Genomic DNA, 24,406 nt, shown 5'->3' on the forward strand with positions numbered 1-24,406 from the left:
CCATGTTAAAAACAATGAAAGGTCTACTGGCCTTATCGGTATCAGCCGCTGTCATGATATCTGCCAGCGCACAGGCGGAAGAACTTCGCCTTTTAACCTGGGGCGGGTATGCACCTCAGGAAGTGATTGATCAGTTCGAGCAGGAAACCGGCATTACCGTCAAAGTAACCAAATCCAACAACGAAGACATGATTTCCAAACTGCGTGCCACCCGTGGTGCCGGTTATGACCTGGTTCAGCCTAGTCAGGATCGGGTGACCGGCGCTCAAAAAGAGTACCGTATTTATAAGCCTATGGATCTCAGCCAGCTGAACGCTGAACAGTTTATTCCTTCCATGCTTGCTGCCACCAAAACCAACACAACCATTAATGGTGACGTTTATGGTGTGCCTCACATTTGGGGAACCAGCGGCCTGATCGCGGGTGTTTCAGAAAGCAAAAACGCTTACAGTTTTAATGATCTTTGCTCTGATGATTATAAGGGCAAGGTCTCCTATCGTCTGAAGCGCCCAACGCTGATTGGTTTTGCTTTTGCCATGGGTGAAGATCCTTTTGCCGCGTATACCGATGAAAAAAAATACGCAGAAATTCTGGGCAAGGTTGAACAAAAGCTCATCGACTGCAAAGACAATGTGAAAGCCTATTGGAGTGGCGGCGATGCCCTGATCAACCTGCTGCGCAGCGGTGAAGTGACTCTGGCCATGGGCTGGGATGCCGGCGGCTGGAAGCTGCACAAAGAAACGGGCAACATCAACTTCGTACCACCGGAGTCTGGTGCTCTGGGCTGGATCGACACCTTTGCCCTGCCTGCTAAAGGCAAGAATGATGAAGCTGCCTATAAATGGATTAACTTCGTGATGCAGCCAGAAATTGCAGCGAAGATCACCGAAGCCGCTGGTAACTTTACCGCTTCCGCCGGTGCTGAAGAGTTTGTTAACGATGAACTCAGCAACAGTTATAAAATCAGTTATAACCAAAGCAGCCTGGACAACATCAAGTGGTATCCACCAGTACCAGCTGGGCTTGAAATCATCGAGGGTAAAACCCTGGATCGTATTAAAGCTGCACAATAAATACACATAATGCTGAACCCACCGGCCATTCATGGCTGGTGGCACCTCTGATTCTGGATGTACCCCCATGACTTTCGACCTTGAATGCCGCAATGTTTCCAAACAGTTTGGTGACTTTCAGGCAGTAAACGACATCTCTCTTGAAATTCTTGCTGGCTCATTTTTTTCCATACTTGGCCCTTCCGGCTGCGGCAAAACAACACTACTGCGAATGCTTGCGGGTTTCTCTGAGCCAGACCAGGGAGAGATTCTCATCAAAGGGAAAAAGATGGCGGGCATTCCTCCTAATAAACGCCCGGTAAACATGGTTTTTCAACACCTTGCTTTGTTCCCCATGATGAATATTGGGGAAAACATTGCCTATGGCTTGAAGCGCAACAAAGTGCCAAAGCAGGAAAGAGACAAGAAAGTTGCTGATGTGCTGGAGCGTATCGACTTACCGGGGATTGAAAATAAATCCGTTCATCAACTGTCCGGCGGACAAAAGCAACGTGTAGCCATTGCCCGCTGTCTGGTTCTGGAACCTGATGTGCTGCTATTAGATGAGCCTCTGGGCGCTTTGGACCTAAAACTTCGGGAGCAAATGAAAGTAGAGCTTAAAAAACTGCAGCAGGCGTTTGGCACCACTTTTATTTACATCACCCATGATCAATCAGAAGCCATGGTGATGTCTGATCAGGTTGCTGTTATGAACCATGGTCGTTTTGAGCAGGTAGGTTCACCGCAGTCTCTCTACTATCAACCAAATACGGCATTTGTCGCTGGATTTGTCGGCAACAACAATCGCATTGAAGGCGTCGTTGAATCCATCGTGGGTGAAACGGCCATCATTCGTTCGGACGCTGGTCAACAATTCAAAACCACGTTCCCTGAAGCCAAATTGCACTCTGGTCAACAAGTTCACCTGTATATCCGGCCAGAAGCCATTCATATTCGCAGAGATCAAAACGTCACCTCGGAGAACCATATCAATGGTCGAGTCGAAAGCATTCTATTTGATGGTGGCAACAGTCAGGTGCTGGTAAAAGATACAGAGTCTTCCCAGGAACTTACCGTATCTCTTCCTCAAACCCAGGAGTTTAATGACCTGACAGCGGGAGAAATGATTTCCTTATCCTGGGACATACGACAGAGCAATGTTTTTTCAGCCAATAACAAGAGTGAGCCCTGATTATGAATGGGAAAAAACTCTCTTTTTATCTGTTATTGATACCATTGCTACTCACTCTGGCGCTGCTGATTCTGCTTCCACAGCTGGATATGTTGGGTATTTCTCTGCGGGAGCGGGTGAGTTACGGAGTTTATGAATTCAGCCTGCTCCATTACCAGGCATTTTTCACCGAACCGCTCTACTGGAATACATTTGTTCGTACTGCCGTAATGTCAATTCTAGCCACCGCATTAACATTACTGATTTCATTTCCGGTTGCCTGGTACATCGCCAAAATCGCCCAGGGGAAAAACAAGAATCTGATGTTTCTGGCCTGCCTGATTCCTTTTTGGGTCAGTGAATTGGTACGCACCTATGGCTGGATGATTTTGCTGCGGGAAAGTGGTGTGATCAGTGGTTTTCTGCAATGGACAGGGCTTGCGGACGCCCCTGTTGAAATGCTGTACAACGACATCACTGTAATGACCGGCCTCGTCTATACCTCCATGCTCTTTATGGTGGTTCCGCTGGTCAGCACTCTGGAAGGCATGGACGACAGCCTGGTAGAAGCCGCCTACGATTTAGGCGGAAATCACTTTACCGTGTTGCGTACAGTGATTGTGCCTTATGCCGTGCCTGGCATTGTTTCCGGCTGCATTGTCGTCTTTATGTTGACGCTGGGTAATTATCTGACGCCGACGCTTCTGGGCGGAAAGGACAGCCTCTGGTTCACAGAGCAAATCTTCACTCAGTTTATTACTCGTTTTAACTGGGAACAGGGCGCAGCGTTTGGCGTATTGCTTCTTTGCCTCTCGTCGTTGATTGTCTGGCTCGGCCTGAAACTCAGTAAGCAATCCTTTAAACAAGCCATGACCAGCGATGCCTGAGGAGTAAATCATGATACCAAGCATTCCCCAGAGCAGAGCTTTTCAAAAGACGTATGCCGTTTATGTTGGCCTGTTTTTTCTGTTCCTGTTAGCACCACTGGTAGTGGTTGCTGTTTTCTCACTGAACGACAGTTTATTTCCTTCTTTACCCTGGGAAGGCTTTACGCTGGATTGGTATTTTGCTGATGACCGCGAGCGAAGAGGCTTATTTCATGACGGCGCATTACTGGAAAGTATTGTCACCAGTTTGGTCATTGCCGTTTTTGTGGCTTTGCTGGCAGTGGCTCTGGCCATTACCAACGCATTGCTGTTTGAGCGTTATCACTTTAAAGGCAAACAATTTCTTTATAGTTTGATGCTACTGCCGCTGGTGATTCCCGGCGTTATTCTGGGTATTTCCATCCTGTCGTTCAGTAGTGGCATTGCCAATACCATAGAAGACAGTTACGGCCTTGATCTCGAGTTTCTTCGCCCGGGCTTGCCATTAATCGTGCTTGGGCAGTTTGCCTTTATCAGCACCATGGCAACACTTGTGATTTCGGCACGTCTTAGAAAGCTGGACACAGAGATGGAAGAAGCGGCGTTGAATCTTGGCGCAAGCCGTTTGGATGTATTCAGAACCATCACTCTGCCCTGGTTGAAACCCGCAGTGATTGGCTCAGCCGTTGTGGCGTTTTTGATGTCTTTCGAGAATTTTAATACCACACTGATTCTTGCAGGCAGTGATTCGCCCTTAACCATAACGCTGTTTGATCGAATGCGGGAAGGTTCAACACCGGTACTCAATGCTGTTTCAACGCTATTGATGCTGGGATCCGGCATGCTTGCGCTTATCAGTATTTTTATTCAACGGAAGTAAACCAAAAATAGTGGAGCAACTTAACTCCACTGTTCAACTTTCTTTATTTATTGGTTAAGTGAATTCTGAAAAAACTTTATTATTAACACCTCAGATTGCGTCTTGTCAGCCTGCCACGCCCGGGTGTGCTCACCACCCGGAATTTCCCAATACAGTTTTGGTTCTGCTGCTGCCGCATACAGCGAACGACCATGTTCTACCGATACTGTCTTATCAGCCGTGCCGTGAATAATCATGACTGGTCTGGGAGATATGGAGGCAATCACATTTTCGGGTGTTCTTGAATCTTCAAAGCCTCCGCGCAGGCGATAAAAGAACCGGACCACTTTTGAAAACTGCTCAACCAAAGGAATCCCGTAATCTTCCCGCCCTCTTTCCTGGATGATGCCGTCCAGCGATTTAAAACCGGAATCAAACCAGCCCGCATCAATATCCGGATTATCAGCCATGGCAAGAATACTCGTCGTTGCACCCATGGAGTACCCAACAATACCCACTTTATCCATACCCAGCTCTTTCAATCTTGCAACAGCGGCATCAACATCCTGCTGCTCAAGATAGCCCATGGTGTTATAAGACGATTGACTGGTACCTGAATTACGAAGGTCTATCAGCAGCATCGGAAAACCGGCTTTATGCAGGGCGATAGCGTCCCGAAGACCTTCATGTCGGGTTGCACCACGACCATGAATTAACACAACTCCAGCCTTTTCATTCGCACCGGGAATAAACCAGCCATCCAGCGCTAAACCATCCTCAGTGGTGAGTTCAACATCGGTGTACTCAAGCCCGACCTGAGCTGGCGACTCGCAAAACACATAATGTTCTTCATTACAGGGGTACAAACCCGGATGAAGTAATTGTGAGGAAAAATACCATGCTGCTGAAAGCACAATGACAGGGAAAAGAACAAGAAGAGTGATTGCTGTACGCTTTATTATTTTTATCATAGCTGACGCCACAGTCGCTCGCTGAATTCATGAATTGTAAGTAGTTGTGCACTCATCATATGTTAGGATGCAGAAAAATACAGCCAACCGTGGTGGTTAATAATGATTACTCAATTTCTGAAAGACGTCTGGGGTATGCACTGGGCACCGAAGCTGATTCTCACACTGGTGGTTTTGAAGACAGTTGCCGTCATGATTAGAGAAGCACAAATCCTGTAGATGCCCATTGTCGCTTTAAGGTATAGTCACCGAAGTGATGATGATTCTCATTTAAGGTTTATATGCGTAAAGAAGTTGCACCCATTGAAGGTTCTGAGCTGGAAGCAATTGCTGAAAGTTGTCAGCAATTAATCAACAGCCACAAAACACTGACACTCTCGACACTGTCTTCAGAAGGCAAGCCTGAGATCAGTTATACACCGTATGTTCGTGGTGAAGATGGCACGTTCTACATTTTCATTAGTGAGCTGGCACACCACACACCCAATCTGTTGGCAAACCCGGCTTGCTCTATCTTCTTTGCAGCACCTGAATCCGAAACCCGGAATCTATTTGCCCGTGAACGTGCGTTCCTGGGATGTGATGTGGAAGAACTCCCGCGAGGTTCAGAGCCTTGTGACCGGCTGATTGATCTGTTTCAGGAAAAATTTGGCAACACAGTTGAAGTATTAAGAAACCTTCCTGACTTTCACCTGTTTGCTCTGACACCTCAAAGTGGGCAATACACCATTGGTTTTGGCAAGGCCTTTAAAATCAACACCGATGGCTCATTAACTCATATAGTTATTGATAAAAAGTAATCAGCCTTTCTGAATACAAAGAACGTTAGTCGTTTAGTGATTCAACTCTAAACAACAGCGTTCTCTTTCTCGACTCGCCAAAGACATAAGCTAATGACTCTGCAAAGTTCAACAGGTCTTCCCGCTCATCAAACTCTATGGGTAGCGTAACCACAGAAGACTCACGTTGTGACGTACCAAAGTGCGAAAGGTAAACCAATGTATTGGTCATATTGCCATCACTTTCTACAGCTTGTAGTTCTGCACCCAGCAACAGGTAGTAACGGCTATTACCGGCAACCGTCACAAAATACTGAAAGTCATCGTTGGTGATTTCCGACACCGATGGAAAATTACTGATATCACTGAACTCCACCAGCCTCCAGTTGCCATCCGATAACACGGCATTATCCCAAGCGTTTTCACTGTAGGCGTCCATCACACCCAGTGATGTCAATTTTATGCCTCGGGTTTGATTGACCAAAGAAGTGATTTTCGCATCAGACCGACTGAGACTTGAAGCAAATCGGGAGCCGAATACCGGTTCAGAAAACAACTCCCATGTTTTTTGAACATTCACTATATGTTCACATTGTCTTTTATTAACGTCACTCAACTGCTCCATATTCCGGCAAGGGTTTAACTAGGAGGCTGTCGGACTTGAAAGTAAAAACCGGAGATGGGCCGCAATAAAGTCAAAAATCACAGAATCCAGTCTGGAAGTGCTGTTTATGTCGTCAGTCTCTTTTGCCCAAATATCCAAATGCATGCGACAAATAACCTGTAAGCTGCAATAAACTGCATAAAAATGATACTTTCCTGAAGATCTTTCAGCATCAGCGTAAACATCCGCTTCAGGTTAAAACCCATGCACAGAAGATCCCATTCAGCAGACACTGCTTCAAGACCACGGACCAGAAATTGACGGTATCCCATCACTTCCTTCTGTATCCCAAACGTTGGCTCAATGGTGCTTTTTCTCAATGCATACACCGCCCGTCCTTCCCTGGTTTGCAATCGCCAACGCATCAACTCCAGTGCGGTAACATCATCGCCTGCGGGCATCGGCTCATCGGGCTTAAAGCGCTCCAGTAAAGGTTTGTTATGGGCATCCTTCTTTTCTGCAATGTAAGGGATAGCTCCAAACTTATCCACAGCAGACACATTGCCCTGACTGAAGTAGCCCGTGTCGGCAAGAATCGCGCTGGGCTTGCCAATCTGCTCTGCACGAGAGGCCAGTTCTTCGAGGGCAGGCGCTACCTGTTGTTTGTCATTGGTCGCCTGAGTAATATGATTTTCAACAATAAGACCACTGTCGTTATCTACTGCGGCCTGCGCATTATAAGCCTGTACAAAACCGTTAGCAGACGTTGGCATTATGCGAGACTCCGGATCTGTCAGGTTGACTTGATCTTTGTCCCTGGGACCCGGCGTAGGGGCTTTCGGTTCTTTGCCCCGTGGCTTTTTTCCCGTATCTCTGATCGCATCACGACGGGCAACTTTGTCCTGGAATTCTGCCAGCTCTTGCTGATAACGTTCTTCAGCTCGTCGCTCAATTTCAGCTTTGGCATCGGCAATCACCTTGAGGCGATCTTCCCTGCGTTTCAGCTCATCAGGAATGGATAATTCGTCTGGCAATTTTTCAGTATCTGCTTTTTCAGCCATCCTGAGGAGCTCTTCAACTTCTGCCTTGAGCTGCTTTTCGAGCTTGCATGCGTGCTTGTAACTGAGCGCCTTGTGTTTGCTGGCATTGGCCTTCATCTTGGTTCCATCGAGGCTGATGGTTCCCAGCTTCAACCATTCTGCCTGTTGCGCAATCAACAATATCTGAACAAAAAGTTCACTGATTTCTTTACGGAAGCGCTGGCGAAAGGTGTTGATACTGTCGTGATCCGGATGCTCGTTGGCGCAGATATATCGAAAGGCGATGGAGTCATAAGTTGCTTTCTCCAGTTTGCGACTGGAGAAGACACCTGTTGCATATCCATAGAACAATAACGACAGCATGAGGGATGGATGCCAGGCTTTAGAACCCCTTCCTTTATAGGCGCTGATCAAAGGTGTGAGGTCTAGCTGCTCAACCACCTCTACAACAAAGCGAGCAAGATGCACCTCTGGCAGATAATCCTGAACAGTGGCAGGAAAAAAGTCAGGGATGTCTCGGTCAATGGGTCTGAAAGTCCATTTGTTCATTGGCTGGCTGTCTTTTACGATCTTGCGGGTATTATACTCAAAAGTTGTTCTAAGTCCGACAGGCTCCTAGGGGAATATATCGGTCATTAAAGCTGCGCTATCTTTCTGATGATCTCCGGTAAAGCTGACAACAGAAGAATTTAAACCGCTGTTCAACACCTCAAAGCCTGAACACAATCTAAGCCGACCATTATATCGGTTTGCTTCCCGGATCAATGTATTAGCCGACCCGTATTTTAACACTGTTCTATTTCGGTAACTGGCGATATAAGCGGTGTTGATCGTCTGGCTTCTGGTCAGGTATTTCAGGGTAAATAGGGTTGGAATCATTAACCCTGCAGCAAATCTGGCCGCAGAGTTTCCAGCCATACTCATGCCATACATACCCTGATAGGCGGCACCTAAAGCGTCAATCAGGTAACCCTGGATGGTGAGTCCGGCGCCACACCTTCCGGTCTAAGGTAATTGCCGACCGAAGTACCTGCATCCCAAAGCGCCAGCGCAGCCAATGGTCCTAATAGGCCATAAGCGACACCGTATTGATAATAACCAAGCAACGCACCGGGCGCATGGGATGCAACCCTGGACAACGCATCCAGCATCAGATATTTCATCTGTTTAGGGTTATCCATATCCTGGGCAAAACCACCCATTGGACTTTTTTCCATATAGGGGCACAATTGCCTGATTGTGTTGTCTATAGATTCACGGCCTCCGGCTTTACTTACCTGGTTCTCAGCCCAGAGAAGAGGCGCAAGCAAAACAGTTAGCAACACGGGAAGACACCATCGCTTTTTCAGGCTTAACATCATTCATGCCCCACGGGTATATGAAGAGCCTAATTCTAGCCAACAATTTCAAAGCCGAGGTTTGGGTGACAATGGAATCCAGAGATATCCACTTTATGGCCAGAGCCATCATGCTTGCTCGCCGGGGCTGGTATACGACGATGCCCAACCCTCGCGTCGGCTGTGTCATTGTGGATGCTAAGGGATCCATCGTTGGAGAAGGTTGGCACGAACGGGCGGGGGAGCCCCACGCTGAAGTGCATGCTTTGCGTATGGCGAGAGAAAAAGCCAAAGGGGCAACAGCTTATGTAACGTTGGAGCCCTGCAGCCATTATGGCCGCACCCCACCCTGTGCTGAAGCATTAGTATCGGCGGGCGTTTCCAGAGTGGTTGCCGCTATGGAGGATTCGAACCCCGTGGTGGCAGGTCGTGGTTTACGAATGCTTCAGCAAGCCGGGATTGAAACGCTCTCTGGTATTTTGGAAAACGAAGCCCGCTCATTAAATGAAGGCTTCTTTAAACGGATGGCCACCGGTAAACCCTTCGTTCGCATCAAGCTGGCAATGAGCCTGGATGGTAGAACGGCCATGGCCAGTGGAGAGTCCCAATGGATTACCGGGCCAAAGGCAAGAAGTGACGTTCAGAAGATGAGGGCTCAAAGTGGTGCGATTATCACAGGCGTTGGCTCAATTTTGCAGGATAACTCTTCTCTGACGGTTCGCGCTGAAGAGCTGGGTCTTGATAATGCCGACACCGTTGCCCAGCGACAACCCTTACGAGTGATCATTGATTCGCAGCTGAAGACACCGGTTGATGCCAAAGTGATTGCAGGTACCGGCTATTGTCTGATTGCGACTACAGAGCAGCATGACCCGGAACAAAAACAGGCGCTTGAGCAGGCTGGAGCGGAAGTGTTTGTATTTCCCAGTCAGCAAGGCCATGTTGACCTTAACGCTGTTTTGGAGGAGCTGGGTAACAGAGAATGCAACGACGTTCTGGTGGAAACCGGTGCTAAGTTGGCCGGCAGTTTTGCTCGCCAGAACCTTGTCGATGAACTGGTGGTATTTATGGCGCCCATCTTAATGGGATCTAATGCCAGACCTCTGTTTGAGCTGCCATTTGATAACATGTCCGACAAAATGGCACTATCCATCAGCGATATCAGAGCCATTGGCGATGACTGGAAAATCACAGCGCAACCAAAATCTCGATAAAACGATGCCAATAAAACTGGAAACGGATAGAATAGCGCCCAAATAGTTGTGGGTAGTCAGTACCTCGCACTAAAACCATATTGTGACAGGCTCAGAATAGCGGCATTTTCATAATAAAATGTTCTTAATCCGCATCTGACACTCCGAAAACCGGATTCCAGAGGGACATTATGCAGCTCAACTCCATCGAAGAAATTATTGAGGACATTCGTCTTGGTAAGCCGGTTATCCTGATGGATGACGAAGACCGTGAAAACGAAGGCGACCTGATCATTGCTGCAGAGAAAATCACCCCGGAAATTGTTAATTTCATGACCCGTGAGGCTCGTGGTCTGCTTTGCCTGACGCTGACTGGCGAACGTTGTGACTTTCTTGGCCTCAATCAGATGGTGGGCGCTGCAGGCAACAATTCTGGCTACGGCACACCGTTTACCGTTTCAATCGAAGCCGCTGAAGGTGTGACCACGGGGATTTCTGCCCAGGATCGAGCCAAGACTATTTTGACCGCCGTTAACCCTATGTCCCGTCAGGAAGATATTGTTCAACCCGGGCATATTTTCCCGCTGCGCGCTCGCCCTGGTGGTGTGCTCAGCCGTGCCGGACATACAGAAGCCGGTTGCGATCTGGCGCGTCTTGCTGGCCTGAATCCAGCGGCAGCCATTATCGAGATTATGAATGAAGACGGCTCCATGTCTCGCCGCCCTGATCTCGAGCTCTTCGCTGAGAAGCACGATCTGAAAATTGGCACCATTGCTGACTTGATTCACTACCGTATTCTCAACGAAAAAACCGTTGAGAAAATTGAGCAGCGACTGCTCAATACCGACTTTGGCCAGTTTGATCTGCATATTTATCAAGACAACATTGCCAACTGCAAACACATTGCCTTGAGCAAAGGCTATATCACACCGGATAATCCCGCATTAGTTCGAGTCCATGCCATGGAGCCGATTCGTGATCTTCTGGCGGCACAGGGTGATGGTCGTGCCAGCTGGTCTTTACACAATGCGCTGGCCAAGGTGGCGGAAGAAGGTTCTGGCGTTGTCGTCCTACTGGATTCTGATGAACATCAGGCGTTAGGCACTGCTTTGGAACGATTCTTCGATGACAGCAGCGACCGCAGCGACGGTATGTCGCGCGCTTATCAAACCACGGGGACCGGCTCGCAGATTCTGCGGGATCTGGGCGTGGGTAAGATGCGACTACTAAGCTCTCCCATCAAGTTTGCTGCACTTTCCGGCTTTGATCTGGAAGTGGTTGAATATCTGCCTTACGGCGATTAACAAGAAAACAGCAGACAAAATAAACAGGCGATGGCTGATCGTGTAAACTAATGTCTACAAAATCAAGTCATCGCCTTTTTGTACTTTTTGTATTAACAATTACCACCTGAAAGAAGCATCGGAACACCGCACTTCAATTGCGCTGCTAACGAATTGGTTACAACGCTGTCTCAGGTTATCCTGTTAGGCTGCCCTGAAAATAGGCTTACAGGCTTAACAGGCTCCGAAACACTATTGCAGAATCTGGAGGCTTGAGGTGAGCACCTCGCCAATGAATACTCAACAAGGTCAGAGCAACGTCTCTAAGAGCGACCCAAAGAACAGTCAGAAGCCAGCGAATCGTCCTAGTCCTTCTGCTCGCAGAAGAGCTCGACAACTGGCACTTCAGGCTCTGTACCAATGGCAAATAGCCAAAGCGCCACTGAGCCAGATTGAATCACAGTACCGTGCTGACAACGATTTAAGCAAAGTGGATGATGGCTATTTCAGTGCGATCCTTCACGGCGTGCCCGCTCAGGTTTCTCAGCTGGATGAAGCTATGGCGGCTGTACTTGATCGCCCATTGACGCAACTGGATCCGGTAGAACTGGCCGCACTGCGCATTGGCTGTTTCGAGCTGGTCAATCGCAAAGATGTCCCTTACCGGGTCGTGATTAACGAAGCCATTGAGCTGGTTAAGCGTTTTGGTGCCCAAGACTCTCACCGTTATATTAATGGTATTCTGGACAAGCTGGCGCCACGCCTGCGAGCGGATGAAGTGAAAGCGTACCGCAAAAAATAATCAGGGATATTAATAAGAAGAGGGAACATGGCCGTTGGTGAGTTTGAACTGATACAAAAGTACTTTGCCCGCTCGGAATTAACAGCTCCAGAGGGCAAGGCGTCTCCGGTCGCCCTTGGTATTGGTGATGACTGTGCTTTGCTGGATATCCCTTCCGGCATGCAACTGGCTCAGTCTATGGACACCTTGGTCGAAGGTGTTCATTTTCCTAAAAATGCCCCTCCCTTTGCCCTTGGTTATCGTGCCCTGGCCGTCAATCTCAGTGACTTGGCGGCCATGGGAGCCGAACCCCACAGTTTTACACTTGGTTTGACACTTCCTGATGTTTCTCCAGAGTGGCTTGCCTCCTTTTCCGATGGCCTTGCCTGCCTTGCCAAGCAATTCAAAATCGTTCTAATTGGTGGCGATACAACCCGCGGCCCACTAACGATCACGATCCAGGCCCAAGGATTGGTTCCCACTGGCAAAGCGATGCTGCGCAGTAGAGCACAACCCGGCGATCTGATTTGCGTTACGGGCACACTGGGCGATGCGGCTGGCGCATTGCCCGCCGTATTAAAAGGCGAATGCCCGGAATCCGCCAGCAACATCCATGTCAGACAATTATTGAATCGTTACTGGTATCCCACTCCCAGGATTCTTGAAGGACAGTGGCTTCGTCGCAAAGGCGCAACCGCCGCACTGGATATCTCCGATGGTATTCTGGGTGACCTTCGCCATATTCTGAAAGCCAGTGACGTGGGTGCTGAAATCGACCCGAGTCTGGTGCCTATTTCACCAGCACTGAAACGCACATTCCATCCGGCAGCAGCTCTTAAAACGGCATTGACTGGCGGCGATGATTATGAACTCTGTTTTACTATCCCCCGTGATCTGGCAATGACACTGCCACCGGAAATAAACGACGACTGCAAAATAACCTGCATCGGTCAGGTGACTTCTGAATCTGGAGCGCTTCGAGATTCCCGTGGCAGACTGATCACCGCCAAAGCCTATACGCACTTTTAACAAGGCACGATGTTATGACGCCCCAGGAAACCTGTTGGAAAAACCCGATACACCTGCTGGCCTTTGGCTTCGGCAGCGGCCTTGCACCTAAGGCACCGGGCACCTTTGGCACTATTGCCGCCATTCCCTTTTACCTCCTGTTAATTCAACTGGATTTCATACCTTACCTTGCTGTTGTTGCCGTTGCGTCTCTCATTGGTTTCTGGATCTGCGGGCGCACCGCGAAGGATTTAGGCGTTCACGATCACCCCGCTATCGTCTGGGATGAGTTCTGTGGCTTCTGGATTACCATGATCGCAGCCCCTGCTGGCTGGATGTGGATCGCTCTCGGCTTTGTGTTGTTCCGTATTTTTGATATCTGGAAACCCTGGCCCATTGGCTGGCTAGATAAAAAAGTGCATGGCGGAGTCGGTATTATGATTGACGATATCATTGCCGGTGTATTCGCAATGGTTGTCTTACAGGGAATTTATCGTATTATCGTCGTATAAACTGCTGTAATAAATTTTGGAACAAGAATAAACACTATGCGTTTGCTACTACTTTTGCTTTCCATCATGGTCACGACGCACACTTTTGCCAGTGACGTCAGCGTCGTCGCTCTGTTCTCCAACAAAGCCATGGTCATGATTGATGAGCGGAAGCATGTTCTGTCCGTTGGTGGGCGGGCAGTGTCCGGAGTTAAGCTAGTGGATGCCAACAGTGCTAGCGCAACACTGGAGATTAACGGACAGGTTCAAACTCTGGAGCTGAGCCGGGATATGAGCGGCGGTATTCAACAACCGGAAACAGCCTCCGTCAGCATCAGCCGGAATAATATTGGCCAGTACATCACTCAGGCGCGTATCAATAATCACGGCATGGATGTTTTGGTGGACACAGGTGCCAATTCCGTAGCAATCAACTCCATGGATGCCGAGCGACTGGGCATCGATTACAAATCCGGCGATCGCATTACGGTAGAAACGGCCAGTAGTCGCACTAATGGCTACCGGGTCATTTTAAATAGCATCACCATTGGTAATATTCGAGTTCCCCACGTCGATGCAACGGTCATCGAGGGTAACTTCCCAGACACCGTATTGTTGGGTATGAGTTTTCTCAAACACGTAAAACTCACCGAGCACCGCGGCATCATGAAGATTGAATCTAATTATTAAACCCCGTCGGACACGGTAGTTATCAGTAAGTTGATACCCTATTCCCATACTCGCTAGAAATAGCGCGGGCTGATACAATCCGGTCACGAATTACGAAAGGAGCAGTGAGTGTCTGTTAGCTTTGTTGCAGAGTCTCGCTTACCCACGCCCTACGGCGAATTCATCATGCATGGTTTCGAAGAAAGTGGTACGGGCAAGGAGCATCTGGCATTAACCATGGGTGATGTCAGCCAAGGGGAACCAGTACTGGCCAGAGTGCACTCCGAGTGCCTTACCGGTGACGCATTATTCAGCATGCGCTGTGACTGTGGACCACAACTTCAAGCGGCGTTAGAGAAAATCGCTAAGGAAGGTCGAGGCGTTCTACTTTATCTACGGCAGGAAGGTCGTGGTATTGGCTTGCTAAATAAGGTTCGAGCGTACCATCTTCAGGATCAGGGTCGTGATACCGTTCAGGCCAATGAAGAACTGGGGTTTGAACCAGACCAACGCCGGTACGACATGTGTAAAACCATGCTGGATCATCTGGGTGTTTCAAGTCTGAAACTGATGACGAATAATCCAAAGAAGGTCGATTCTTTGACCGAACTGGGAATTGAGGTTGTTGAGCGAATTCCTCACCAGACGGGTCAGAACCCTCATAACCAAAAATATCTAGAAACCAAAGTTTGGAAGCTGGGTCATATGTACAATATGGCTTAGGTTATTAAATGACTAAAAAACGGGAGCTTCAAGCTCCCGTTTTTTTATTTGCTAATGACTGAGAGAAAGTTCTTTTTTCATGTTAATGGATTTAACGGCAATTCTCCCCAAACGGTCACGAACTGATTTGATAATCCCGTCTTTATCCAGACCACATTGAGCTAGCTGATCTTGATGACTTGCTGCTTCAATATATATATCAGGAATACCGAGATTCAGCATGGGGATATTAATTTCCTGTTGCTGAAGAAATTCCAACACACCAGAACCCGCACCACCGGCAATACAACCTTCTTCGACTGTCACCAGAAGCTCATGATGAGCGGCCAATTCACGAATCAATGATTCATCCAACGGTTTGACGAAACGCATACTGACAACCGTCGCATCAAGCACCTCACCCGCTTCTAATGCATTGCCAAGCACGGTACCAAACACCAGTATTGCCACACGATTACCCTGACGGCGAACCTCACCTTTTCCGATAGGCAATGGCTCAAGGTCAGTGCCGATGACAGCTCCCGGACCAGTGCCTCTTGGGTATCTCACCGAGGCCGGACCGTTATACTGATAGCCCGTAGAGAGAAGTCGCCAGGTTTCATTTTCATCACCCGGTGTCATCACGACCATACCGGGAACGCAGCGTAAAAACGCGATGTCATAACAACCGCCATGGGTAGGGCCATCTTCGCCCACCATACCACCACGATCGATAGCAAAAAGTACATCGAGTTTTTGTACGGCCACGTCATGAATCAGCTGGTCATAAGCCCGTTGCAGGAATGTTGAGTAAATAGCCACGACAGGCTTCAAGCCTTCGCAGGCCATGCCTGCTGCTACCGTCACTGCATGTTGCTCCGCAATCGCCACATCGAAGTAACGTTCCGGAAAGTGATCCGCGAAACGAATCAGATCGGAACCTTCTTTCATGGCTGGAGTGATTCCCATCAGGCGATCATCTGCCGCCGCCATATCGTAGAGCCATTGACCGAACACATTTGCGTACTTGGGCTTTTTCACCTTAGCGGCGGGTGCTGATTTAATGGTTTGCGGCTCAAGCTTGGTAATCGCATGGTAGCCAATAGGATCCTGCTCAGCCGGATCAAACCCCTTGCCTTTCTGGGTGACCACATGGAGGAACTGCGGCCCTTCCATATCCCGCATATTTCTCAAGGTATGGAGTAGCATTGGCAAATCATGACCATTAACCGGCCCGATGTAATTGAAGCCCATTTCTTCAAACAGGGTTCCCGGAATCACCATGCCTTTAACATGTTCTTCCGTACGGCGCGCCAGCTCCCAGGCCCTGGGAATCACGTTCAGTACTTTTTTACTGCCTTCCCGAATGTGATGGTAAGTCCGGCTGGACAACACTTTTGCCAGATAGTTCGAGAGACCGCCCACACTTTTAGAGATGGACATATCATTATCATTCAATATGACCAGCATATTGGCTTTCACGTCCGCAGCGTGATTCAGAGCTTCGTATGCCATGCCCGCGGTCAGGGCACCATCGCCAATCACCGCAACCGTACGACGCTGCTCACCTTTTGCCCGGGCAGCAATCGCCATACCCAGTGCAGCACTGATGGATGTACTGGAATGCCCTACGCCAAAGGTATCGTATTCGCTCTCTTCTCGTTTCGGAAAGGCCGCAAGGCCATCTTTCTGGCGCAGTGAAGGCATAGCTTCCCGGCGACCAGTGAGAATTTTATGAGGATAAGCTTGATGCCCAACATCCCAGACCAGCCGATCTTCCGGTGTGTTGAACAGGTAATGCAGCGCAATGGTCAATTCCACCACGCCAAGTCCTGCACCAAAGTGCCCGCCGCTCCGTCCTACGGAATACAGAAGGAAAGCTCTTAGCTCACGGGCCAGCTGAGGCAAGAGTGACTCATCGAGTCTTCGGAGTTGCTCCGGATGGTCAACCTGATCCAGCAAAGGGGTATCAGGCCGTGTTTTAGGTATCTCGTGAAACATGTGCTTGTAATCGTCCGGGCCGGGCTGCAGAAAAGCATTCTACATGGAGAATGGTACATCTAACACAGCAGCTAAAGCATCTCGCAATCTTTAACCAGCCCAATACTTCCTGTTAATTTGACTGAATAGCGGATTGTCCCAGAAGCGAATCAGTAGCTTCTTCGAACAATGTAATCGGCAATCTGCCGTAGAAAATCAGCTTCTTCCCCAAATTCAGACAGGGCGCCGACAGCACGGTTGTGCAATTCCTGCGCATAGGACTTTGCCTGATCAAGACCCATGAGGGAAACATAGGTTGGTTTATCCAAAGCAATATCGGCCCCTTGATGCTTACCCAACGTCACAGTGTCTGATATCACATCCAGAATGTCATCCTGAACCTGAAAAGCGAGGCCAATAGCCTGTGCATAGTACTCTAGTGCGTCCAGAATTTCCTGCTCATGACATCCACCACTCAAAGCCCCCATGTGTACACTGGCTCTGATTAACGCGCCGGTTTTATGGGAATGCATCAGCTCCAGTTGCTGACGATCAAGAACCTGCCCGGTGGCATGCTGATCCATCGCCTGACCTCCAGCCATACCCTCAAGACCCGAAGCCCTGCTTAAGGATCTTACCAGCTTAAGGCGAACTGATTCGGCCAGATGACTTTGTGAATGCAGATCAGGGTTACTCAAGACGTCAAAGGCCAGACTTTGCAACGTGTCCCCCACCAAAATGGCGGTGGCTTCATCATAGGCTCGATGACAGGTTGGTTTCCCCCGGCGCAGATCATCATTATCCATGGCTGGCAGGTCATCATGAACCAGAGAGTAGGCGTGGATAAACTCAACCGCACTGGCAGCAGGGTCAGCCTGCTCCATGGAACCGCCAACTGCACGACAAGAAGCGTATACAAGAATCGGCCGGATGCGTTTGCCACCATTAAACAGACTGTAATCCATCGCCTCCAGCAACCGTGGACTGACCGGACTGTGCCGGGGTAATGTGGCAGACAATACTGCATCCACCCTTGCACGACACTGGTCAATATAATCAGTCAGAGAAAGCAGTACCGCTTCGGCCATCTCTATTCTTCTCCCACCGGGGTATTAAAAGGCTCTGAGGTCATTTCACCGTTATGCTCTAGCAACTTATGAACTTTCTGTTCCGCATCCGACAGTGCTTTCTGACAATCACGGGTCAGGCGCACACCTTGTTCAAAAGCCTTCAGGGATTCTTCAAGGCTCATATCACCGGATTCCATTTTCTGAACCATGGATTCCAGTTCAGCCAGTGACTGCTCAAAAGCAAATCCTTGAGTTTCCGATGCGTTCTTGGACATGAAGAAGCCTGCAAATGGGTAAGAAAGCGTATTATCCCGTTGGGTTGCCATGAAAGCAATATTCAAGGTCAGCTATAAGGTAGCCTGATGAAAGCTCGCTGGCTTTTGGCCGTACTATTCAGAACAAAAGCCAGAACAAAACAAAAGCCGCTTAAATTAAGCGGCTTTTGTTAAAGGGCTGAGCTGGACTGAATGACTACGCGCCAGCGACTGGCTTCTTACCTTCAGAGCTATCTGCTACAGATGAAGGCCCGGAACTGTGTTCGGTCCAGACATCCACATCCATGGTTTTGTCCAGAAATGGAAATTTGCGGCGATTAAACACCGGGGTTACGCCGGCTTCTATCTGCTCATCAAAGTCCTTCAATATCTGGGAAACAATGCCAGACAATACCAGAATAGCGACCAGATTTATCAATGCCATGACACCCATGGAAGCATCAGCGAATGCCCATACAGCTGGTAAGTTACTGGTAGCACCCCAGATAACCATCGCCAGAACACCAACACGGTAAGCATGAACCAACCAGCGATTATCAAAAATGAAACGCAGGTTGGATTCACCGTAGTAATAGTTAGCAATGATTGAGCTGAAGGCAAACAGCAAGATTGCCATGGCCACAAGGTGTTTGCCAATAGGACCAATTTGACTGACCAGCGCCATCTGAGTCAGTTCAATACCCGTAACGGTTGAACCATCCAGAGCTCCAGACATCAAGATAATCGAAGCGGTGGCAGTACACACGATCATGGTATCCATGAATACGCCCAGCATCCCCATCAGACCTTGGTTAGCAGGATGGTTCGAGTGTGCAGTTGCTGCCGCATTTGGCGCGCTACCCATACCGGCTTCATTGGAGAACAAGCCACGCTTGATACCCTGCTGCATTGCCTGGGAAACCATGTAACCCACACCACCGCCAGCAGCGGTTTCAAGACCAAAAGCACTCTTGAAGATCAGAGTAAATACGGCAGGCAGCTCACTGATGTTCATAAACACAACAACCAGAGCAACACCCAGATAGCCAAACGCCATAATCGGCACGATCATCTCAGCTACTTTCGCAATAGAGCGAATGCCACCGAAGATAATCAGAGCACTCAGCATCGCCAGACCAATACCAATGGCTTCCGCGGGAATCCCATAGCCCGTGAATGCCGCAGCAATTGAGTTGGATTGCACACTGTTAAACGCAAAGCCAAAAGCAATAATCAAGGAAATGGAGAAGATAATGCCTAACCAGCGTTGACCCAGAGCCTTTTCGATATAATAGGCCGGACCACCACGGTAGGTGCCATCACCATTATTGGTTTTATAAAGCTGCGCCAGAATATTTTCCGCAAGGCTGGTAGACATACCCAACAAAGCGATGACCCACATCCAAAACACAGCCCCAGGACCGCCCATGGTAATAGCCACAGCAACACCGGCCATATTACCGGTACCAATACGAGCAGCGAGGCTGGTACAGAATGCCTGGAATGGGGATACGTGAGTTGAACACTCAGTCGCCCTACTGCCTAGCATTGCCTTCATCGCCAAAGAAAAACGGCGAAACTGCACAAACCGGGTTTTTACGGTGAAAAGAAGACCTGCTCCCAACAGCAGATACATCAGAATGCTGCCCCACAGCAACCCGTTGATCGAATCAATAATGGCGTTCATACGTTTCCCGGCACATGTTGTAATGTAGATTCTTATTTGAAAGCGGCATTTATAGCATTAGGAAATAAACCCTACATAGTGAGTATTTCCACCTAAGAAGCTTCAAATGCTGAGAATACTCCCTGATTTTATTTGATAATTGACCTGCAAACCTCGGATACTCTCTATCATGCTTGTATTACTATGTAGACAGGCTGGATAGCTCCATGAACCCTAGAATATTTATTATTTCGAAATAAGATAATAGCAGACAATTAAATTGCTAAAGTAACGCGACAAACAGACAATCACCTGTAGAAACCAACAAATCGTCAATCAATCCTTTGATCATCTATCAAAGAATAACGAATTACCCTTATGAAATCTGGTAAAGCGCCACCTATCTATCTATGATTGCATTCAATTAGAATAAGCATGGATATAACTGAAAGTTAGCTTATGCCAATTATTTCATTTCTCCTTGGGGTGCTGGTGACATGGCTAATCATGTCTGGGTTGCTCACTCAGGGCTTTGCTCTCCTCGTCCGTATCTGGTGGCCTTCCGCCAGCCGTGAACGTGAATTGAAAGTGGATCAGTGGCTGCTGAATAATACTTCGGAGCCTTCTTCATCCTGGAACCTTCTGGGTTACTGGAAAGACACTTCACAATATCGTCAGGCCTGCTCTGAAATGGCCGGCCTGCTTGCAGATAAAAGCTGCATATCCAGTCAGGACAGTGTTCTGGATATTGGCTTCACCAGCCATGACCAGCTGAGAATCTGGTTGGATTATTATCAGGTTAACCAGCTGACTGCCATATCCAGCGAAGAGCACCAGATCGTCAATGCACTTGAGGCCTGCGGCCAGTTTAGCAACCTCAAGCTTCTCCGCGGCAGCGAAACCTCTCTGGATCAAGTGCCAGCAGGCAGTATTGATAAGCTACTGGCTTTGGATTGCGTGTACCGCTTTAAAAAACGGCAGGTCTTCTTTTCCCATGCCCGAAATGTGCTCCGCCCAGAAGGCACACTGGCATTTACTGACATGGTACTTTCCCGCCCTTTCCGCGATCGCCGCGAACAGCGCCTAATAAACTTTTTTGGTCGTATATCTGGTGTGATGACTGAAGACATGCCGGTGAAAGAGAATTATCAAAACATTCTTAATCAGCAGGGTTTTGAGCAAGTTGACATCCTGGACATAACTGACGACGTGCTATCCGGTTTTTGCTTCTGGTTCGGTCAACACTATCAAGAACTTTCTTCTTTGACGCGTTCCAAAATGTGGATAAGGCTCACTCTGAAAACCTGGTTCATCCGCTGGATGCTCCATCGTCAACAGTTAAAATACATAACCATTGTCGCGCGTTAAGTTTATCCACAACTTCTGTGGATAAACTTGTGATAACGCGAGGGATAGTTTTCAAAATCCACTTAAAACGGCTCTTTAAACACAACTGGTTACTTTTTAACCACCCAAATAACCAGATATAACCGTTGTCCGTAAAAATCTTGCTGCTGTGGTTTTACGGAAAACGGAAAACACTTCTCTAAGCAGTGAAGTTATTCTGGCCCTAATCTTAACTTGACTGCTTTTTCACCGCCAACACACGGATCTGCTTGATGATTACCCGATCCCGGGTAGTGATGAAATCGCTACTCTGAGTATACAGCTTAATTTCTGCATCCACCGCTTCCCGAAGCTTCACCCGACCGGCAGCTTTGCCTTGCAGGTTAATTCGTGTTGCGCCGGATTTAATAATTTCCAAATAGCGTTCCATGGTCGTAAAGAAACGAAGCGCGATAGAAATAATATTTTCAGGCAATAATCCGCCCTCTGCCATATCCTTATGAATACCAATTTTCAATGGTCTGGGATGAGAAACGTTGAATGCTTCCGGCCAGAGAATACGTACTAAACGAAGCGCTTCCGTATTCATCACATCGTTTTCAGGGCGGCTCTCCAGTCTGGCGAGAATAACCCGGGCTTCTTCAGGAAGTTCAACCACACCAGCTGTCGGAGAAAGACTCTCTTCAGCGCTCAACTGGTTATTATCCTGCGGGTTCTTCTGATCGGAATGGTTACTGTTTGCTGTTGTCATTAACTGCCGTGCCTAACTCAACTAAAAAACGATCTCCACCCGCTATTGGGAGAGGTCGCCCTATAATGACGGATTAAAGGCATACGTAAAAGTGAAATTTTTTAGTAGAACGTCCCACTCTGTTAAAGATTGCATTTCGCTTTTGAGAAGTTGTAGCCAGTCTTATCCAGAAGTCGTTATCTCTTGTAAAAAATCCTGATAGCATCGCCGCCCCATAAACTGAGGCGCTGTTGATATTCAACATTGTTGTTCAGAGGTAACACCGGCAGAAAAGAACCGTTTTCACCTCATGGTTACCCTTCATGGAGGAGAATCCAAACAACGTTTGTTTATGTACTAATCTCAGCCAAGACTTTTCTACACTTCCCACGGAAGCTTCAATCGATGAAACGATATTCGCTTAAATCCGACCTGTGCTTTACGGGTTCTGCGTTTTTCACCTTAATGATTCTGAGTACCCTGGCTCGCTTGTTACTTTTTTTCTGGAATAAAGACGTTGCCGCCACCTCTGCAACTGTCGATCTCACCATGGGATTTCTCGTGGGTATGCGCTTTGATTTAATTATTAGCTGCGCAGCCATTATCCCAATGGCATTGGCCATCGTCATGCCCAGTGGGCTTTATCATCGTAAGGTCTGGAAGGCTTGGCTGACGCTGGTTTCTGCCATGATGCTATTAACCGCGTTGGTTGAGCCCATCTTTTACGACGAATTTCACAACCGATTAAACAGCATTGCCATTCAGTACCTGAATGAAGATCCAGCTACCGTTTTAAGCATGTTAATCAATGGTACGCCATTCTTCACTCTGCTGTTTGTATGGATAACCTGTATTGCCATGGTGTTCGCCGCACTTCAATGGTTTGACCGTCAGTTTCGCACAATGGACGACAGTGGTTTCAAAGCATGGCTACCAAGACTGCCGGCTTTTCTAGCATTAATACTTCTGCTTTGCGTTGGTGTCCGAGGAGGAACTCTCCGAAGTGGCGCACCATTGCGCTGGGGAGATGCGGTTCACAGTCAGGATACTTTTGCCAACCAGCTGGCACTGAATGGGATGTATACGTTCATCAAAGCGGTTGAAGGTTTGGGCGATAAAAAAAGCGCCAACCTTGTCTGGCTGGAAGCAATGGATAATCAGAATGCTCTGGATATCACCCGTCAAATGGTTCTGGAGCCGGAAGATAAGCTCCTCGACCCTGCACAACTGGCACTGTATCGAGAAACCACACCAAAGCAGCGCACGCTTCCTGGGAATGTGAAGAATGTCGTCATAATTCTGATGGAGAGTTTTTCTTCCCGCTATACCGCTTCAGAAGGCAGCACTCTTAATATCACACCGTACTTTGATGCCCTGACCAAAGAAGGTGTGTTGTTCAACCGGGCATTTTCCAACGGTACTCATACCCATCAGGGCATGTTCGCCACATTCTCCTGCTTCCCGAATACGCCCGGCAATGAATACCTGATGCAAAGCCCTGAAGGCGATACCCACTTCAGTGGTTATGCGCCGATCTTCAACGATCTGGGCTACAAGAACAACGTCTACGTCTATAACGGTGCCTTTAACTGGGATAATCAGCAGGGCTTCTTTGGTAATCAAGGCATCAACCGGTTCATTGGCCGAGATCAAATGGATGAGCCTCATCATGTGGACCCAACCTGGGGCGTATCTGATGAAGATATGTTTGACAAGTCTCTGGAAGAGTTAGACCGACTGGCCAGTAAAGACGAACCATTCTTTGCCATGCTGCAGTCGTTGTCTAATCACATGCCTTATTCCCTACCGGAAAAACTCTACATTGAGCCTGTCACTGATCAGGGTTCAAAAAACGAGCGTCTAACGGTAATGCGTTATTCGGATTGGGCTCTTGGCCAATTTTTTGAGTCGGCAAAGAAAACCTCCTGGTATAACGACACACTGTTCGTACTGCTGGGCGATCATGGCTTCAGTGTGGATGATATCCTCACACCAATCGATATGTTGCGCCATCAAATCCCCGTGTTAATGATTGCTCCGGGCTTGCAGGAAGCGGTAGGGGAAACGGTGTCGACCGTTATGTCCCAAGTCGATGTCGTGCCAACAGCGGCCAGCCTTTTTGGCAAGCCATATGCTCAGCATTGCTGGGGACGGGATATTCTATCTGTGGATAAAAACGACCATGGTTTTGCAATATTCAAACCTTCAGGCAGCAGCCCTGTGGTTGCCATGGTGAAAGGCGACAAGGTTCTAGTAAAACAGCCAGATATCGAGCCGGAGCTGTTCAACTATCGACTGGGAACTAATCCAACAGCAACCCGAATTGAATCTCCAGAAACAGAAGCAATGCTGTTTGAAGAGCTTTCTGCTTATTTGCAAACCGCTCTACGCAGTCTTAATAATCGCTCCGTTGGTGCAAAGCAAGGCATGGAGCAGTTATAAGAGATAACAGTCTGAGGGGTAATTTTAATGTTTTAAGGGAAGTGGTATTGAAGAAAATACCGGCACACGTCATTCTCGCGAAGGCGGGAATCCACCACGACAGTGGATCTC

General features: G+C 48.3%; 23 protein-coding genes and 1 pseudogene. 14 read left to right on the forward strand and 10 right to left on the reverse strand.

What is annotated here, in order from left to right:
- The first annotated feature begins 2 nt into the window (after positions 1–2).
- The 4 genes from AKL11_RS01590 (at position 3) to AKL11_RS01605 (ending at position 3,969) form a co-directional block, all read left to right on the forward strand.
- On the forward strand, positions 3–1,073 hold the full coding sequence (locus tag AKL11_RS01590) for an extracellular solute-binding protein (RefSeq protein WP_245673608.1): 1,071 nt from the start codon (positions 3–5) through the stop codon (positions 1,071–1,073).
- 67 nt (positions 1,074–1,140) lie between these two features.
- Positions 1,141–2,244 carry an ABC transporter ATP-binding protein gene (locus tag AKL11_RS01595; protein WP_067514886.1) on the forward strand — a complete coding sequence of 368 codons (1,104 nt, stop codon included), beginning with the start codon at positions 1,141–1,143 and terminating at the stop codon, positions 2,242–2,244.
- 2 nt (positions 2,245–2,246) lie between these two features.
- A complete protein-coding gene (locus tag AKL11_RS01600) occupies positions 2,247–3,110 on the forward strand; it encodes an ABC transporter permease (protein WP_172807224.1) in 864 nt (287 codons plus the stop codon).
- Positions 3,111–3,120: 10 nt separating this feature from the next.
- Positions 3,121–3,969 carry an ABC transporter permease gene (locus tag AKL11_RS01605; RefSeq protein ID WP_067514890.1) on the forward strand — a complete coding sequence of 283 codons (849 nt, stop codon included), beginning with the start codon at positions 3,121–3,123 and terminating at the stop codon, positions 3,967–3,969.
- A 47-nt stretch (positions 3,970–4,016) separates the two neighbouring features.
- On the opposite strand, the gene AKL11_RS01610 is transcribed toward AKL11_RS01605, so the two are convergent.
- Positions 4,017–4,919 (reverse strand): alpha/beta hydrolase, encoded by a 903-nt coding sequence (locus AKL11_RS01610; protein WP_095210084.1) that lies wholly within the window; start codon positions 4,917–4,919, stop codon positions 4,017–4,019.
- Between the two features lie 281 nt (positions 4,920–5,200).
- On the opposite strand from AKL11_RS01610, the gene AKL11_RS01615 reads away from it, so the two are divergent.
- Positions 5,201–5,719 carry a HugZ family pyridoxamine 5'-phosphate oxidase gene (locus AKL11_RS01615; protein WP_067514892.1) on the forward strand — a complete coding sequence of 173 codons (519 nt, stop codon included), beginning with the start codon at positions 5,201–5,203 and terminating at the stop codon, positions 5,717–5,719.
- A gap of 25 nt (positions 5,720–5,744) precedes the next feature.
- On the opposite strand, the gene AKL11_RS01620 is transcribed toward AKL11_RS01615, so the two are convergent.
- The 4 genes and pseudogenes from AKL11_RS01620 to AKL11_RS01635 form a co-directional block, all read right to left on the reverse strand.
- Positions 5,745–6,278, reverse strand: a complete 534-nt coding sequence (locus AKL11_RS01620) for a hypothetical protein (protein WP_157673357.1) — start codon at positions 6,276–6,278, stop codon at positions 5,745–5,747.
- Positions 6,279–6,535: 257 nt separating this feature from the next.
- A pseudogene (locus AKL11_RS01625) lies at positions 6,536–7,891 on the reverse strand (IS1182 family transposase); the annotation flags it as partial.
- Between the two features lie 66 nt (positions 7,892–7,957).
- A complete protein-coding gene (locus tag AKL11_RS01630) occupies positions 7,958–8,266 on the reverse strand; it encodes a hypothetical protein (protein WP_067514898.1) in 309 nt (102 codons plus the stop codon).
- Between the two features lie 38 nt (positions 8,267–8,304).
- Entirely contained in the window at positions 8,305–8,559 is a 255-nt protein-coding gene (locus AKL11_RS01635; protein WP_067514900.1) for a hypothetical protein, read from the reverse strand.
- Between the two features lie 212 nt (positions 8,560–8,771).
- Here AKL11_RS01635 and ribD point away from each other — a divergent pair, with 212 nt between their 5' ends.
- From ribD to ribA, 7 genes are all read left to right on the forward strand, one after another.
- Positions 8,772–9,893: a bifunctional diaminohydroxyphosphoribosylaminopyrimidine deaminase/5-amino-6-(5-phosphoribosylamino)uracil reductase RibD gene (ribD, locus tag AKL11_RS01640; RefSeq protein ID WP_067515337.1), complete on the forward strand. Its 1,122-nt coding sequence runs from the start codon at positions 8,772–8,774 to the stop codon at positions 9,891–9,893.
- A gap of 170 nt (positions 9,894–10,063) precedes the next feature.
- The gene (gene ribBA / locus AKL11_RS01645; RefSeq protein ID WP_067514901.1) at positions 10,064–11,176 is read left to right on the forward strand and encodes a bifunctional 3,4-dihydroxy-2-butanone-4-phosphate synthase/GTP cyclohydrolase II; all 1,113 of its coding nucleotides are present in this window, start codon (positions 10,064–10,066) and stop codon (positions 11,174–11,176) included.
- 271 nt (positions 11,177–11,447) lie between these two features.
- Positions 11,448–11,957, forward strand: coding sequence for a transcription antitermination factor NusB (nusB, locus tag AKL11_RS01650; protein ID WP_067514902.1), 510 nt, complete (start codon positions 11,448–11,450; stop codon positions 11,955–11,957).
- A 27-nt stretch (positions 11,958–11,984) separates the two neighbouring features.
- On the forward strand, positions 11,985–12,965 hold the full coding sequence (gene thiL / locus AKL11_RS01655; RefSeq protein ID WP_067514903.1) for a thiamine-phosphate kinase: 981 nt from the start codon (positions 11,985–11,987) through the stop codon (positions 12,963–12,965).
- A gap of 14 nt (positions 12,966–12,979) precedes the next feature.
- Positions 12,980–13,456, forward strand: coding sequence for a phosphatidylglycerophosphatase A family protein (locus AKL11_RS01660; protein ID WP_067514904.1), 477 nt, complete (start codon positions 12,980–12,982; stop codon positions 13,454–13,456).
- A 36-nt stretch (positions 13,457–13,492) separates the two neighbouring features.
- Entirely contained in the window at positions 13,493–14,125 is a 633-nt protein-coding gene (locus tag AKL11_RS01665) for a retropepsin-like aspartic protease family protein (RefSeq protein ID WP_095210085.1), read from the forward strand.
- A 108-nt stretch (positions 14,126–14,233) separates the two neighbouring features.
- The gene (gene ribA, locus AKL11_RS01670; protein WP_067514905.1) at positions 14,234–14,827 is read left to right on the forward strand and encodes a GTP cyclohydrolase II; all 594 of its coding nucleotides are present in this window, start codon (positions 14,234–14,236) and stop codon (positions 14,825–14,827) included.
- 51 nt (positions 14,828–14,878) lie between these two features.
- Here ribA and dxs read toward each other — a convergent pair whose 3' ends face one another.
- The 4 genes from dxs to AKL11_RS01690 all read right to left on the reverse strand — a co-directional run bounded on the left by dxs (position 14,879) and on the right by AKL11_RS01690 (position 19,797).
- Positions 14,879–16,807, reverse strand: a complete 1,929-nt coding sequence (dxs, locus tag AKL11_RS01675) for a 1-deoxy-D-xylulose-5-phosphate synthase (protein WP_067514906.1) — start codon at positions 16,805–16,807, stop codon at positions 14,879–14,881.
- A gap of 149 nt (positions 16,808–16,956) precedes the next feature.
- Positions 16,957–17,874: a polyprenyl synthetase family protein gene (locus tag AKL11_RS01680; RefSeq protein WP_067514907.1), complete on the reverse strand. Its 918-nt coding sequence runs from the start codon at positions 17,872–17,874 to the stop codon at positions 16,957–16,959.
- Between the two features lie 2 nt (positions 17,875–17,876).
- Positions 17,877–18,131 (reverse strand): exodeoxyribonuclease VII small subunit, encoded by a 255-nt coding sequence (locus AKL11_RS01685; protein ID WP_067515339.1) that lies wholly within the window; start codon positions 18,129–18,131, stop codon positions 17,877–17,879.
- Between the two features lie 196 nt (positions 18,132–18,327).
- The gene (locus AKL11_RS01690; protein WP_067514908.1) at positions 18,328–19,797 is read right to left on the reverse strand and encodes an alanine/glycine:cation symporter family protein; all 1,470 of its coding nucleotides are present in this window, start codon (positions 19,795–19,797) and stop codon (positions 18,328–18,330) included.
- Between the two features lie 438 nt (positions 19,798–20,235).
- Here AKL11_RS01690 and AKL11_RS01695 point away from each other — a divergent pair, with 438 nt between their 5' ends.
- A complete protein-coding gene (locus AKL11_RS01695; RefSeq protein ID WP_067514909.1) occupies positions 20,236–21,144 on the forward strand; it encodes a methyltransferase domain-containing protein in 909 nt (302 codons plus the stop codon).
- A 208-nt stretch (positions 21,145–21,352) separates the two neighbouring features.
- On the opposite strand, the gene AKL11_RS01700 is transcribed toward AKL11_RS01695, so the two are convergent.
- Positions 21,353–21,874: a ProQ/FINO family protein gene (locus AKL11_RS01700; protein WP_067514910.1), complete on the reverse strand. Its 522-nt coding sequence runs from the start codon at positions 21,872–21,874 to the stop codon at positions 21,353–21,355.
- 384 nt (positions 21,875–22,258) lie between these two features.
- On the opposite strand from AKL11_RS01700, the gene AKL11_RS01705 reads away from it, so the two are divergent.
- Complete coding sequence (locus AKL11_RS01705; protein WP_067514911.1) at positions 22,259–24,295, forward strand: LTA synthase family protein; 2,037 nt, start codon at positions 22,259–22,261, stop codon at positions 24,293–24,295.
- The last annotated feature ends 111 nt before the right edge of the window (positions 24,296–24,406 follow it).

The organism is Endozoicomonas ascidiicola, from assembly GCF_001646945.1.
Classification (GTDB): Bacteria; Pseudomonadota; Gammaproteobacteria; order Pseudomonadales; family Endozoicomonadaceae; genus Endozoicomonas; species Endozoicomonas ascidiicola.

Coding starts and splice junctions, on each gene's coding strand:
- AKL11_RS01700 (WP_067514910.1), bottom strand. CDS start 21,874: ATGACAACAGCAAACAGTAACCATTCCGATCAGAAGAACCCGCAGGAT.
- AKL11_RS01610 (WP_095210084.1), bottom strand. CDS start 4,919: ATGATAAAAATAATAAAGCGTACAGCAATCACTCTTCTTGTTCTTTTC.
- ribBA (WP_067514901.1), top strand. CDS start 10,064: ATGCAGCTCAACTCCATCGAAGAAATTATTGAGGACATTCGTCTTGGT.
- nusB (WP_067514902.1), top strand. CDS start 11,448: ATGAATACTCAACAAGGTCAGAGCAACGTCTCTAAGAGCGACCCAAAG.
- AKL11_RS01665 (WP_095210085.1), top strand. CDS start 13,493: ATGCGTTTGCTACTACTTTTGCTTTCCATCATGGTCACGACGCACACT.
- AKL11_RS01690 (WP_067514908.1), bottom strand. CDS start 19,797: ATGAACGCCATTATTGATTCGATCAACGGGTTGCTGTGGGGCAGCATT.
- AKL11_RS01605 (WP_067514890.1), top strand. CDS start 3,121: ATGATACCAAGCATTCCCCAGAGCAGAGCTTTTCAAAAGACGTATGCC.
- AKL11_RS01680 (WP_067514907.1), bottom strand. CDS start 17,874: ATGGCCGAAGCGGTACTGCTTTCTCTGACTGATTATATTGACCAGTGT.
- AKL11_RS01660 (WP_067514904.1), top strand. CDS start 12,980: ATGACGCCCCAGGAAACCTGTTGGAAAAACCCGATACACCTGCTGGCC.
- dxs (WP_067514906.1), bottom strand. CDS start 16,807: ATGTTTCACGAGATACCTAAAACACGGCCTGATACCCCTTTGCTGGAT.
- AKL11_RS01685 (WP_067515339.1), bottom strand. CDS start 18,131: ATGTCCAAGAACGCATCGGAAACTCAAGGATTTGCTTTTGAGCAGTCA.
- AKL11_RS01705 (WP_067514911.1), top strand. CDS start 22,259: ATGAAACGATATTCGCTTAAATCCGACCTGTGCTTTACGGGTTCTGCG.
- AKL11_RS01595 (WP_067514886.1), top strand. CDS start 1,141: ATGACTTTCGACCTTGAATGCCGCAATGTTTCCAAACAGTTTGGTGAC.
- AKL11_RS01590 (WP_245673608.1), top strand. CDS start 3: ATGTTAAAAACAATGAAAGGTCTACTGGCCTTATCGGTATCAGCCGCT.
- AKL11_RS01600 (WP_172807224.1), top strand. CDS start 2,247: ATGAATGGGAAAAAACTCTCTTTTTATCTGTTATTGATACCATTGCTA.
- ribD (WP_067515337.1), top strand. CDS start 8,772: ATGGAATCCAGAGATATCCACTTTATGGCCAGAGCCATCATGCTTGCT.
- AKL11_RS01615 (WP_067514892.1), top strand. CDS start 5,201: ATGCGTAAAGAAGTTGCACCCATTGAAGGTTCTGAGCTGGAAGCAATT.
- AKL11_RS01695 (WP_067514909.1), top strand. CDS start 20,236: ATGCCAATTATTTCATTTCTCCTTGGGGTGCTGGTGACATGGCTAATC.
- AKL11_RS01630 (WP_067514898.1), bottom strand. CDS start 8,266: ATGAGTATGGCTGGAAACTCTGCGGCCAGATTTGCTGCAGGGTTAATG.
- AKL11_RS01635 (WP_067514900.1), bottom strand. CDS start 8,559: ATGGAAAAAAGTCCAATGGGTGGTTTTGCCCAGGATATGGATAACCCT.
- thiL (WP_067514903.1), top strand. CDS start 11,985: ATGGCCGTTGGTGAGTTTGAACTGATACAAAAGTACTTTGCCCGCTCG.